Consider the following 13110-nt stretch of genomic DNA (forward strand, 5'->3'; position numbering starts at 1 on the left):
GAAGCCTATGCTCGGCCTAAGCTTGGCACTGACAGCGACCTCTTCCGCATTCGCTGCACCACAGGTCAGCGAAATCCGCCTGACGCCACTGGAAATCGCGGCGATGGCAAAAGGCGGCGCTGGCGTAGGTACGTCGGGCGTCACCGGTATACAGACGACCACCCTGTACGGCGACCCGGCCGTTACCGGCCCCTATACGATCGCGCTGCGTGTTCCTGCCAACACGCGGATCGCTGCACACTTCCACCGCGATCAGCGATCTGCCGTAGTCGTCTCGGGAACTTGGTATTTCGGGTATGGCATCAAGGCCGAAGAAGCGGCCGTCAAGCCTCTCGGCTCTGGTAGCTTCTATACCGAACCGGCGGGCGCACCGCATTTTGCGCTGACCCGCAATGAGCCAGCCGTCATTTATATCAGCGGGATTGGTCCGACCGACACACAGTATATCGAGGTGGCGTCCGATCCAAGAACTTCGGCCGCTGGCCGCCCTATCGCCAATTGAAACTAACACCGCGCCTGACGCGTCTCATTGCGGACAGCGTCAATGCCAGCCAAGCTTTCCGATAGCGAGACAGTCGCCGTAGCGATCACGGCGAGAGCCGTCCAAGGCACCCCGTTTCCCAAAATCTGTTCCCGATTGCTCTTTCCCGAAATGGCCTTTCGGAGACGGAGAAACTGGAAAGATCGCGCTTAACGAATGGCCAGTCTTGGGAGCCCGGATCGCCATCCCCAACGTCCGATTGTGGGCGAAGGCGCCCTGCCCTACAGCTTCCAGCAAACCCAGAAGCTGACACTCACGGATACTTTCTCGGCTCCCAGTTCCGGTCTGATCGGACGCTGGGAGACTCCTCTCTGCTCCCCAACTCCAGTCACTCGTTCATTCTCAAACCCGACGTGACTGGATCGAGTCCCCTTGCCCAGTTACAGCAATATCTTTCTCTGCTACCGCACGGTTCTATGCGTAGGCTCTTACCCTTCCTTGCCTGTCTGATGCTCGTCCTGACCGCCTGGGTCGGGGTGGCGCATGCGGCAGAGATCGGCGCGTGCATCGAGACTAGTCAGTACGAAGCCGCGTCGCACGTCGATGGCGACGGCGATCAGGTCGCTGCCGATACCGACAAAGGGTATCCGCACCATCATGGCAGCTGCCATGCCCACCATATGAGCGCGCCTGACGCAGACACGCTTTCCTGTACGAGCGGCCCGGCCAGCGGCAAGCTCGCGTCCTTCAACGACGCCACGCTCGTCGGGCGCGATGCCGACACCGCTTTGAGACCGCCGCAGGCCTGACGCGTCGATCGGGTGCGCCGTGCGCCCCCGTGTCCCCGTCGTCAGGAGCATCCCAATGCATCGCATCATCGCGGCCATCATGGTCGCAGGGGTCTGCGCATCGTCGCTGCAGGCCCAGACCCGTCCGCCGGTCTCGGCGGAACCGGTCCTCACGCTCGCCGAGGCGCTGGCCCGTTCCGGCGCATCCTCGCCCTTCCAGGACGCGGCATCCGCCGGGGTCCGTGCGGCCGAGGCGCAGCGTCGCGTCGCTGCGCTGCGTCCGAACCCGTCGATCATTGCCGAGGCCGAGAACGTCGCCGGCACCGGTATCTATCGGGGGCTGCGCTCGTCCGAGACGACCGTCGGCGTCGCCCTGCCGCTCGAACGCGGGGGCAAGCGCGGCGCCCGGATCGCGCTCGCCGAAGCGCAGATCGGTCGCGCCAGTCTCCAGGCCGACATTGCACGCGCCGACCTGCGCCTGCGCGTCACGCAGACCTATATCGTCGCGGTCGCGGCGCAGCGCCGCATCGGGGTCGCCCGCGAACAGCTGGGCATCGCTAGCGAGGTCCTGCGCGCCGCCAGCGTGCGGGTGCGCACCGGTCGGGCGTCGCCGCTCGAGGAGCAGCGGGCCGACGTTGCGCACGTAGCCGCCGATGGCGCTGTGGAGCGCGCGGAACGTTCGGCTGCGGTCGCATCGGCAAACCTTGCCCGGCTTCTCGGCATACCCGTCGGAACGCTCGACGTGGCCTGGTTCCAGCAGTTGGATGCTATCCGCCAGTCGCCTGCTGCCGGCACTGCGGGCACGCTGACCGCCGCCGCCGCCCGCGCCGATCTCAATACCGCCGCGGCGCAGGTCCGCCTCGCACGGAGCCAGCGGGTGCCGGATCTCACGCTCAGTGCAAGCGCGCGCAGGCTTGAGCAGACCAACGACGTCGCGGCGGTGTTCGGCGTCTCGATCCCGCTCGCCGTCTTCAACGGCGGCCGTTCCGCGGTCGCCGTGGCGGACGCCCAGCGTGACCAATCGGCGGCGCTGCGCCGCGTGGCCCTGCTCGACGCCGAACAGGGCATCGCCGACGCGCTGGTCGATGCGGCGAACGCCGCGACGACGGCGCGCAACGCTGCCGGCCCTGCCCTCGCCGCGGCGCAGGAGGCCGCGCGGATCGCGCGCATCGGCTACCGCGAGGGCAAGTTCGGCCAGCTCGATCTGCTCGACGCCGAACGGACACTTCTCGACACCCGGACGGCCGCGATCGATGCGCTGACCGCCTATCATGATGCACAGGCGCGTCTCGAGCGGCTCACCGCCGACGCACCCTCCCCCAAGGACACCGATCGATGACCATCACCATGCGGGCCATCGCGTCCGTCGCCATTGCCTTAGCAGTTGTCGGCTGCGAACGCTCGCCCGAGCAGGCGACCAATGCCAGCGCCGAAACGGGGGCCGAAAAAGACACGGGCGCGGGCGATCCCGGCGTCGCCACTCTTTCGGTCCAGCAAATCGCGGACGCCGGCATCGAGGTGACCCGTCCGACGGTGGGCGGCGTCGCCGGCGCGATCGAGCTTCCGGCGACGATCGAGGGCGATCCGCAGGGCGTCCAGGTCATCTCCGCCCCGATCGGCGGCAGGCTGGTTTCGCTCACCAGAAATCTCGGTCAGTCGATCGGCCACGGCCAGACGCTGGCGATCATCGAAAGCCGCGAGGCAGCGTCACTCAACGCCGAGGTAGAGGCGGCCGGAGCGCGGTCCGCACTCGCCGAGTCGAACCTCCGTCGCGAACAGCGCCTGTTCGCCGAACGCGTGTCGCCCGAGCAGGATCTCGTCGCCGCCCGAACCGCCGCGACCGAAGCCAGCATCGCGTTGCGTCTCGCGCGGCAGCAGCTGTCGGCCACCGGCGGCGGCGGCGGCGGCGGTGGAGCGCTCAATCGCATCGCGGTGCGCTCGCCCATAACCGGGCAGGTGATCGCCCGCTCCGCCACGCTCGGCCAGCAGGTCGCCGCCGACGTCGAGCTTTTCCGCGTCGCCAACCTCGCCAAGGTATCGGTCACTATGTCGCTCGTCCCCGCTGACGCCGGACGCGTGAAGCCCGGCGCGCGCGTCGAGGTGACATCCGCCGGCCGCCGTCAGGACGGCCGCGTCACCTTCGTATCGCCGATCCTCGACGAGACCACGCGTCTGGTCCCCGTGATCGCCACGATCGACAATGCGGGCGGCACATGGCGTGTCGGCGAGAACGTCGGCGTCTCGGTCCTGCTGCCCGCAAGCGGCGATCGCAGCGTCGCCGTGCCCTCCGCTGCCGTGCAGATGATCGGCGACAAGCCACACGTGTTCGTCCGCACGGCGTCCGGCTTCCGCGCCACGCCGGTCACGCTCGGCCGCACGAATGGCGGTGCGGTCACCGTTACCGCCGGCCTGACCGGCGAGGAGCGCATCGCCTCCACCAATTCGTTCACGCTCAAGGCCGAACTCGGCAAGGGCGCGGCGAAGGACGAGAATTAAGCCATGCTTTCCCGCATCGTAACGCTCGCCGTCGAGAAGCGCTGGCTCGTCCTGCTGCTGACGCTTGCCGCCGCGCTCGCTGGCGTTTTCGCCATCCAGCGACTGCCGATCGACGCCGTCCCCGACATCACCAACAACCAGGTCCAGATCAACGTCGTCGCGCCCGCACTCTCACCCGACCAGATCGAGAAGCAGGTCGCCTTCACGGTCGAGACTGCGCTCGCCGGCATCCCCGGTCTCGAATACAGCCGCTCGCTCAGCCGCAACGGGTTCGCGCAGGTTACCGCCGTCTTCGACGAGAAGACCGACATCTACTTCGCGCGATCGCAGGTGGCGGAACGATTGCGGACCGCCGAAAGCGATCTGCCGGAAGGCGTGAAACCCGAGATGGGTCCCATCGCCACCGGCTTGGGCGACATCTTCATGTGGACGGTGGAATATCGCGAGCTCGATCAGGTCAACCACCGGAACGGCGAGCCCGGCCTGCAGAAGGACGGCAGCTACATCACGCCCGAGGGCGACCATCTCGTCAGCGAACCCGACAAGGCGACCTATCTGCGCACCGTACAGGACTGGATCGTCACGCCGCAGCTGAAGAGCAGTGCGGGTCTAGCCGGCGTCGACAGCCTCGGCGGCTACACCAAGCAATATCTCGTCGTCCCCGACATCCAGCGGATGGCGGCGATGAAGATCACGCTGAACGACCTCGCCGCCGCGCTCGAGCGCAACAACACGAGCGCCGGCGCGGGCATCGTCGATCGCAACGGCGAAGGTCTCGCGGTTCGTGCCGATGGCCGCGTTCGCAACGCCGACGAACTCGCGCGCACCGTCGTCGCGACGCGCGAAAGCGTGCCGATCCTGCTCAGCCAGATCGCGCAAGTCCGTACCGGCCAGGCGCTGCGCATGGGGTCGGCATCGGAAAACGGCCACGAGGTCGTCGTCGGCACCGCGGTCATGCGGATCGGCGAGAACAGCCGCACCGTGTCGACGGGCGTGGGCATGCGGCTGGAGGAGATCGGCCGCGCCCTGCCCGTCGACGTCGTGGTGAAGCCGGTGCTCAACCGCACCGAATTGGTCAATTCGACCATCGCGACCGTCGCCCGCAACCTCGCCGAAGGGGCCGTGCTGGTCATCGTCGTCCTGTTCGTGCTGCTCGGCAATTTCCGCGCGGCGCTGATCGCGGCGCTGGTGATCCCGGTCACGATGCTGCTGACCAGCATCGGCATGCTGAAGGCAGGCGTGTCAGCCAACCTGATGAGTCTGGGTGCGCTCGACTTCGGGCTCATCGTCGACGGGGCCGTCATCATCGTCGAGAACGCGCTGCGTCGTCTGGGCGAGGCGCAGCATGGCAGGGACGGACCGCTGCCGCTTCGGGACAGGCTGGAACTGGTCGCCGCATCGGCGCGCGAGATGATCCGACCATCGGTCTACGGCCAGGCGATCATCATCCTCGTCTACGCGCCGCTGCTGACGTTCACGGGTGTCGAGGGCAAAATGTTCGAACCGATGGCGCTGACCGTCATCATCGCGCTCGTCTTCGCCTTCGTTCTGTCGATGACGTTCGTCCCCGCGGCCATCGCGATAGGATTGAGCAGGCCGGTCGACGAGAAGGAAAGCCGCATCATCGGCTGGCTGCGTCGCCGCTACGAGCCAGGGCTTGGCAAGGCGATGGGCCGACCGAGCATGACGCTCGGGATCGCGGTCGGCGCGCTCGCGATCGCGGGTGTCGCCTTCACCACGCTCGGCCAGGAGTTCCTGCCGCAGCTCGACGAGGGCAACATCCTCGTCCAGGCGGTGCGCATCCCCGGTACCTCGGTCGACCAGAGCCAGGCGATGCAGTTCCAGGTCGAGAAGATGCTCGCACGCCAGCCCGAGGTCCGCTTCGCCTTCTCGCGCACCGGCACGTCCGAGATCGCGAGCGATCCGATGCCGCCGAACGCCACCGACACCTTCGTCATCCTGAAGCCCAGGGCCGAATGGCCCAACCCGAGCCTAGCCAAGGAAGCGCTGGTCGGACGGATCGAAAAGCGGCTCTCGACGTTGCCCGGCAATGCGTACGAGATCACCCAGCCGATCCAGATGCGCTTCAACGAGCTGATCGCCGGCGTGCGCGGCGACATCGCGGTCAAGATCTTCGGCGACGACTTCGGCGGCATGAACGCCGCCGCCGACCGCATCGCCAAGATCCTGCGCAAGACTGAGGGCGCCGTCGACGTCCGCGTCGAGCAGACCGAGGGGCTGCCGATGCTCGACATCCGTCCGAACCGGATGGCGATGTCGCGGATCGGCGTGACCGCGGGCGATGTGCAGGATACGGTGGCCGCCGCGATTGGCGGGCGCGAGGCTGGCCTGATCTTCGAGGGCGACCGCCGCTTCCCCGTCGTGATCCGCCTGTCCGAACCGTCGCGCTCCGACCTGACCCAAGTGGCGCAGGTGCCCGTGCCGACGTCCGCCGGCGGTTTCGTGCCGCTATCGACGGTCGCCGACATTGCGGTCGTCGACGGCCCCAACCAGATCAGCCGCGAGAACGGCAAGCGCCGCGTGGTCGTCCAGGCCAACGTGCGCGACCGCGACGTCGCCAGCGTCGTCGCCGATGCGCGCACCGCGATCGATGCGCAGGTGAAGATGCCGCCGGGAACCTATGTCGAATGGGGCGGGCAGTTCGAGAACCTCGCGTCCGCACGCGATCGGCTGCTCCTCGTCGTGCCGGTCTGCTTCGCGGTCATCATGCTGCTGCTGTACGGCGCGCTCGGCTCGGTCCGCGATGCGGTGATTGTCTTTACAGGCGTACCGCTCGCGCTGGTTGGCGGCGTGCTCGCGCTCGTGCTGCGCGGCATGCCGTTCTCGGTGTCGGCCGCGGTCGGCTTCATCGCGCTGTCGGGGATCGCCGTGCTCAACGGTCTGGTCATGGTGTCGTCGATCCACGACCTGATGGCCCGCGGCATGGACCGGGTCCGGGCCGCGCACGACGGCGCGCTCGCCCGATTGCGCCCCGTCGCGATGACCGCGTTCGTCGCCAGCCTAGGCTTCGTGCCGATGGCGCTCGGTCACGGCGCCGGCGCCGAGGTGCAGAAGCCGCTGGCGACCGTCGTCATCGGCGGCCTGATCTCGGCGACGCTGCTGACGCTCTTCGTCCTGCCGACACTCTACGCTCGGTTCGGCGGATGGAGGGGCTCGGAGAATATGATCTTCGGCGACGTGCGCGATCGGGGACAACCTAGTTAAGCGAAGACCACGACGACCCATGCTCGGACATTCACAACCCGTTTTCCGTTCCCCCAACTTCGGCCATTTGTTCATCTTTGCTGCAAAGCCGAAATCAGCTCTTCAAGCCCTAGTCACATCATATTTTTTTCAGAGCCAAGAGTTTAGGGATATGCCGATTTGAATCAGGACCTTGCGACGACGTTTGCGGATTTCGATGTCTTGAAAGCACATCCGGATCTCAGTCGCTTCCTGCGCTGGATTGCCGACAAGACTGCGGATCTTCACGCCCCCACTCGCCGTGCCGAGATCCGCTGATTGCATCGGCCTCGACGATGGATCGTCATCGTCAACGGACTTTTATGGCGGCGGCACTTAACGATCGGATGACCGTTCCTCCAGCGACCCGAATAGCAGGACGCTTTCCATGACCGATGATCCGCGCACCAGCCACCCGACCAGCTTTCCCGGCGAACCGCAGCAGCCGCGCCCCGGGCTTGTCGCCAACATGACGACCAAACCCGACCACGGCGAAGAAAGCTATGTCGGCAAGGGCTTGCTGCGAGGGAAGGTCGCGCTGATCACCGGTGGTGATTCCGGCATCGGCAAGGCCATCGCCATCGCTTACGCGCGTGAAGGCGCGGACATCGCAATCTCGTACCTCGCCGTCGAGCAAGAGGATGCCGAAGATACACGCGCCTGGGTCGAAAAGGCAAGACGGCGATGCGTATTGCTGCCGGGCGACATTCGCGACCGCGATCACTGCGTCACGCTGGTGGAGCGCACCGTCAGTGACCTTGGCGGGATCGATATACTGGTCAACAACGCCGCCGCCCAGACGATGAACGAGGATCTGGACAGCATCGACGATGACGAGATGCAGGGCGCGTTTTCCGCCAATGTGTTCGCGATGATCCGTCTCGCCAAGGCTGCGGCGCCGCACATGAAGCCGGGGTCGGCGATCGTGAACACCACCAGCGAGCAGGCCAAGGTCGCAACCAAGAGCATGATCGTCTACGCCGCCACCAAGGGTGCGATATCCAGCCTAACCGTCGGGCTGTCCAACCTGCTCGTCGGCAAGGGCATCCGGGTCAATGCGGTGGCGCCAGGCCCGATCTGGACGCCGATCCAGCCGATCGCGAAATCGCCGGAGGAACTGGAGAAGCTTGGACAGGATACGCCTTTGGGACGCGCGGGTCAGCCCGCCGAACTCGCGCCGGCCTATGTCCTGCTGGCGTCGTCGGAGGGAAGCTACATGACCGGCGCGGTGATTGCGGTCACCGGTGGCGTGCCGATCAACTGACTAACGGACGGGCGCCCCGGCGCCCGTCCATCGATACGGCTAGGAGTTCGCCACTTCGACGCGACGCGCCGCGCGCGCATGCTCTTTCGTGAAATCGCCGACACCGCGGTCGGTGTGGCACAGCCTGTCCCAATGGCGGAAATACAGGCCGTAGTTGCAGCCATAGAGTTCGTGATGCCGCTGATGATGGCTGGCCGTGATCAGCCATCCTCCCAGCGGTCCCGACCACATGAAACGCGGGAAGATCTCCCATCCCATGTGGTTCGTGACCCCCATGACCGTCATGATCGTGAGCACGATACCGAGGCCGGCGATATGGATCGGAACGAAGAACACCAGCAACGGAATGACCACCGCGCCGCTCAACGCCTCGATCGGGTGAAACGCCATCGCAGCCCAGGCCGTCGGCGGACGGCTGGCATGATGCAGTGCGTGCGCCAGCTTGAAAGGTTTGGGACGATGCATCCAACGGTGCGTCCAATAGAACCAAGCATCGTGCAGCAGCAGATACAGGAAAACCGAAACCGGCAGGTACCAGAGCGGATAAGCATGGATGTCGGAGTACACCTGCGTCCAGCCGTGATGCTGCCATCCCCACGCGACCACGCCGGCCGGGATACCGTAAAGCGCTGCGGACGCCAGGCTCCAGATGATTTCGCGACGGACCTGCGGGTCCAGCCCGAGGTACAGCCCCGGATGCTTGCGGACCGTGATCCACGCGAACGCGCCCGATACGAGGAGGTAGCGAACGCCGACGATGACGGTCATCGCGACGGCGGAGAGAATGATGGCGAGCGTCATGCTTGATCCTCGACGACTCTGCGATCGGCGGCTCGCCCGGCAAGAGCGCGGCGACGCGACGGAAGCCCCCACCACGGCGTTCCCGGCGAGAGATGATGCTCGTGATGATACCCGCCGAAGTGGAAGCAGGTCAGCAGCGACAGGACCGGGCCCACATCGATGCTGTGCGCGCGGTGCGAATCGGCAAAGGGAGTCTCGCGTTCCCGGTGTGGCAACCACGTCCCAAAGACGAACAACTGTGCCACCGCACCCAGGGCCGGCAGAGCCCAGAAGATGACGATGTTGCCGAGCGGTGCCCCGAGCAGCAGCGTATAGATCAGCGCCACCACGGTGATCCGGATGATTTGGCCGTGGGAATAATAGGTCTTGAAGAACTGGAGGAACCAGCCGCCGAGACTTGGGTCTCCCCCGTGAAAATCGGGATCCCCCGCCCTTCCCGTTTCCTTGTGATGCAGATGATGCTGCGGCAACAGCGATGCATAGGACAGGCAGGCATAGAGCGACAGGCAGGTCGCACCGATCGCGCGGTTCAGGCGCGGCCGATCGGGTGCCAGCGCACCGTGCATTGAATCATGCGCAACGATGAACAGTCCGGTGCTCAGCCAAGTCTGGACAGCGACCATGATGATGGCCAACGGAATCGTATCCGGGCTCCACCGCCAGAAGAAGATGCCGGTTACGTGGATCGCCAGCCACGCCACGACGATCGCGGCGGACAGCGTCACGCCGACACGCGTCTGGTGCCTCAGGGCCTCCGCTTGGCGAACCGTCCCGCTCACTTCTTCGCGTCTGCCGAGACGAGGTTTCCGGCTCTGTCGGGACGTACCGCACGCCGCTGCGGATCGGCGTTCGCGCGCAATTGCGCCTTCAACACCGACGGCTTGCGCGCGAACAGGAAGCCGTGGCTGACGGTACCGTCCTTGCCCTCGACCGCGTGGTGCAGGCGGTGCGCTTGCAGCAGGCGCTTGAAATACCCCTGCTTGGGTACCCAGCGAAAGCCGCCGCGCTGATGCACAAGCATGTCGTGCACGAAGGCATAGATGCCGCCGTACACCGTGATGCCAAGCGCTGCCCACCACAGCGGTTCCCACCAGAGCCCGACGACGAACAACACGATCGGCACGATTGCGAACACGATTGCGTAAAGGTCGTTCTTTTCGAACCAACCGTCATGATCTTCGTGATGCGACTTGTGCCAGCCCCAGCCCCAGCCGTGCATGACGTAGCGATGCGCCGCCCACGCGAAGCACTCCATGAACAACACCATGAAGACGACGATCGCGAGTTTCTCGAACCAAGTCACTGTGCTCGATCGCACGAAATGACGATGGCCGGGTGCAACGAATTCAACATGATGCCTACATAACGGTTACCGGCGTTCGATGCGAGGGCGCGCCGCCACAAAATCTCGGGTCGGTGACGGCTGCGGCCGGCCTTTTGTCGTTGCCGTTTGCAGAACGCTGTCATGGGCCTTCGCGACGAGACGTCCCGGTAAAATGCCATCACCCTGGCACCCGAGGGTGACGAGCCGCGTTCGACCGCGATGATCGCCCGAGTCTTACGCGCCGACCACCGCGACACTCCCTCCTGGCTGTTGATCGCAGCCATGCTAGGGAGTTTTCTCGCGGCCCAATATCATCACCGCTTCTCGGTGGATCCGATCCGCGCGACCCCCGCGATCGCATCATTGTTGGCGCTCGCCAGCGCGCTGGCGATCGGCAGGTACACCGCGCGACCCCGGCTCGCAGCCGGCGCGACCGCGTTTCTTCAGATGACGCTATTCACGCTGCTCGGCGTCGTGCTGGCGTATGCGTTGGCGGCGAATGCCGGACAATTGTGGGACGCGCGGCTGGCCGCCGCCGACCGTGCAATCGGCTTCGACTGGCCGGTTTTGCTCGCCTTGCTGGACACATGCCCTCCTGTAATCTGGCTACTCGGATTGGCGTATCACAGCCTCACCTTGCAGATGATCGTCGTCATCGTCGCGTTGAGCGGCATGGGGAAATTCGACACGCTGAGGATAATGGTCTGCGCGGCGATCCTGTCCGGTTTCGTCACCATATTGATCTCAGGCCTTACCCCGGCGATGGGCAACCTGTTCGACCCATCCCGCTACGCGCATCTCTGGCCATCGATAGCCTGGCTGGAACAGGGGCTGATATCCGGGCTTCGCGACGGATCCCGACGCGTGCTCGACCTCACCATGCTCATGGGGATCGTCAGCTTTCCCAGTTTCCACGCGACGCTCGCCGCCATCTTCATCTGGGCATTCGGCGCGATGCCGCGGGTTGCCCTGCCGGGCCGGGCATGGGCCATACTGACGATCGTCGCGACGCCGGTCTTCGGCGGTCACTATGGGGTGGACGTCATCATGGGGCTTGTCCTCGCACCGCCTGCCCTCCTTGCAGCCCGCCACCTCACGCGGCAAAGGCAGTTGTTCCATCGGCTGGACTCAGCCCTGCCGGCCTGACGTCGGTCTCACGGCCGAGCGCCGCGTCGACCATCGCCGCCGCCTCGGCGGCGCCGCCTGCCGCCGCCATATCCGTCGCCAATCTCCGTGCCGCACGACGGTATTCCGGATCGCGCAACACCAGCCGCAACGCCGGTTCGAGACCTCCCTTGCCTGCTTCGGCAGCCGAGACAACGCGGGCAGCCCCGATCCGCTTCAGACGCGCCGCCGTCGCCGGTTGTTCGAATGCCAGCGGCACGGCAACGATCGGAACACCGGCCGCCAGCGCGTCCAGCACCGTATTGAACCCGCCATGCAGGATCGCGGCAGAACATAGGGGCAGGATGCGGGTCTGCGACCAGAATGCCCTCACCAACGGGTTTCCCGGTAGCGAATGGGCTTCGCGGTCGCTCAGCCCGCCGCCATGCGCCACCACGGCACGGGCACCCACCGCGGAACAGGCCGCCGTCATCGCCGCGAACAGCGATCGGCGCGCACCCTGCAACGACCCCAACGAACAAAATATGAGCGGTCGACCGTCGTCGTCCGGCAGGTTTTCCTCGGGCTCGTCTCGTCGCCAAGGCCCGCCGTATCGAAAGCTCTCCGGCAAGGCCAGGCGCGGAAAGTCCAGGCCTCCGGGGCATTGCGCGATCTGCAATCGTTCGGACCATTGATATCGGGGGTCGGGATCGAGCCCCCAACGCCGTGCATACGTCGCCACCATCGTCGTGATCGGCCGCATCAACAGGTCGCTGACTGCATACCCGCCACTGTTGCGATTCCGCCCCACCGCATCGGCACGATACGCCCACCCGAGAAAGGGTGGCGGTACCGTCGGCTCCCTGAGCAAGGGCAATCCGGTAACGGCGGTTACGAACGGCAGTCGGAGATGTCGTGCCACCAGTGCTCCGGCTGGCTCAACCGAGTCGGCGACGATCGCATCGACCCCCAGCCTCGACAGCGCCGTCGGGAGAGCCCTCAGAAGCAGTTCCGTCATCGATGCGGTGCCGCGGATCATCCGCGGTAGTCCGACAGGCCCCGATGGCTGCGCCAGCTTGCGGTAATACTCCGCCAGCAAGCCCTGGCCGTCGGCGGGATGATCGAGCGCCGCAAACCCAACACCGCAATCGGGCACCAGCGACGCGACCTCGGCCAAGTGGATTATCGTGACTCTATGCCCCGCTTCAACAAGCGACGTTCCCAATGCTGCTAGCGGATTGATGTGGCCCGCCGTTGGCGGCGCGATGATGGCAATATGCCGCCTTTTGACCGTCAATGCCGTGGAGCTTTCCGTCGCCGTCGTATTCGATCGGTTACTATCAGCATGCGAGGGAAGAGCGATAGCGCAATAATTCGGAGATAGTACCGCCTCACCAATGACCGCGACCGGCGAATTCTAAAAGGGAGGTTTGATGCGAGCGAAGCCGACCGGCGCCTTGACTTCCAAGCGTGTAACGGGACCGGAGCTGGTTAAGGATCGGTCAGAAGCACCAAAACGATCGATATAGCTTCGCTTCCGTTAGCGATACGCGGTAAATCACCCGAGCATACCGATCAACTATCGGCCGTTGCTAAAATACGGGCTCGG

Annotated in this window: 12 protein-coding genes; 8 read left to right on the forward strand and 4 right to left on the reverse strand. The window is 65.4% G+C overall.

Annotation, left to right across the window (positions count from 1 at the left end; all coding sequences use genetic code 11):
* The first annotated feature begins 22 nt into the window (after positions 1–22).
* The 7 genes from C8J40_RS18875 (at position 23) to C8J40_RS18900 (ending at position 8272) form a co-directional block, all read left to right on the forward strand.
* Positions 23–502 carry a cupin domain-containing protein gene (locus C8J40_RS18875; protein WP_243693501.1) on the forward strand — a complete coding sequence of 160 codons (480 nt, stop codon included), beginning with the start codon at positions 23–25 and terminating at the stop codon, positions 500–502.
* A gap of 488 nt (positions 503–990) precedes the next feature.
* A complete protein-coding gene (locus C8J40_RS18880; protein WP_132898330.1) occupies positions 991–1290 on the forward strand; it encodes a hypothetical protein in 300 nt (99 codons plus the stop codon).
* A 55-nt stretch (positions 1291–1345) separates the two neighbouring features.
* Positions 1346–2608, forward strand: a complete 1263-nt coding sequence (locus tag C8J40_RS18885) for a TolC family protein (RefSeq protein ID WP_132898331.1) — start codon at positions 1346–1348, stop codon at positions 2606–2608.
* The gene (locus C8J40_RS18890; RefSeq protein ID WP_132898332.1) at positions 2605–3765 is read left to right on the forward strand and encodes an efflux RND transporter periplasmic adaptor subunit; all 1161 of its coding nucleotides are present in this window, start codon (positions 2605–2607) and stop codon (positions 3763–3765) included. Before C8J40_RS18885 ends, C8J40_RS18890 begins: the two co-directional genes overlap by 4 nt.
* A 3-nt stretch (positions 3766–3768) precedes the next feature.
* A complete protein-coding gene (locus C8J40_RS18895; protein WP_132898333.1) occupies positions 3769–6990 on the forward strand; it encodes a CusA/CzcA family heavy metal efflux RND transporter in 3222 nt (1073 codons plus the stop codon).
* 159 nt (positions 6991–7149) lie between these two features.
* Positions 7150–7287 (forward strand): hypothetical protein, encoded by a 138-nt coding sequence (locus tag C8J40_RS20450; RefSeq protein WP_165911514.1) that lies wholly within the window; start codon positions 7150–7152, stop codon positions 7285–7287.
* A gap of 109 nt (positions 7288–7396) precedes the next feature.
* Positions 7397–8272, forward strand: coding sequence for an SDR family oxidoreductase (locus tag C8J40_RS18900; protein WP_132898334.1), 876 nt, complete (start codon positions 7397–7399; stop codon positions 8270–8272).
* Positions 8273–8311: 39 nt separating this feature from the next.
* On the opposite strand, the gene C8J40_RS18905 is transcribed toward C8J40_RS18900, so the two are convergent.
* The 3 genes from C8J40_RS18905 to C8J40_RS18915 are packed head-to-tail and all read right to left on the reverse strand — an operon-like array spanning position 8312 to position 10376.
* Positions 8312–9073: a sterol desaturase family protein gene (locus C8J40_RS18905; RefSeq protein WP_132898335.1), complete on the reverse strand. Its 762-nt coding sequence runs from the start codon at positions 9071–9073 to the stop codon at positions 8312–8314.
* Positions 9070–9798: a fatty acid desaturase gene (locus tag C8J40_RS18910; RefSeq protein ID WP_243693502.1), complete on the reverse strand. Its 729-nt coding sequence runs from the start codon at positions 9796–9798 to the stop codon at positions 9070–9072. Before C8J40_RS18910 ends, C8J40_RS18905 begins: the two co-directional genes overlap by 4 nt.
* Positions 9799–9848: 50 nt before the next feature.
* Complete coding sequence (locus tag C8J40_RS18915; RefSeq protein ID WP_132898336.1) at positions 9849–10376, reverse strand: sterol desaturase family protein; 528 nt, start codon at positions 10374–10376, stop codon at positions 9849–9851.
* A gap of 303 nt (positions 10377–10679) precedes the next feature.
* On the opposite strand from C8J40_RS18915, the gene C8J40_RS18920 reads away from it, so the two are divergent.
* Positions 10680–11543 (forward strand): phosphatase PAP2 family protein, encoded by an 864-nt coding sequence (locus tag C8J40_RS18920; protein ID WP_207901273.1) that lies wholly within the window; start codon positions 10680–10682, stop codon positions 11541–11543.
* Here C8J40_RS18920 and C8J40_RS18925 read toward each other — a convergent pair.
* Positions 11491–12678, reverse strand: coding sequence for a glycosyltransferase (locus tag C8J40_RS18925; RefSeq protein WP_347812488.1), 1188 nt, complete (start codon positions 12676–12678; stop codon positions 11491–11493). The genes C8J40_RS18920 and C8J40_RS18925 overlap by 53 nt on opposite strands.
* Positions 12679–13110 lie beyond the last annotated feature (432 nt).

The sequence above is a fragment of the Sphingomonas sp. PP-CC-3A-396 genome, from assembly GCF_004343105.1.
In the GTDB taxonomy this organism is placed as follows: Bacteria; Pseudomonadota; Alphaproteobacteria; order Sphingomonadales; family Sphingomonadaceae; genus Sphingomonas.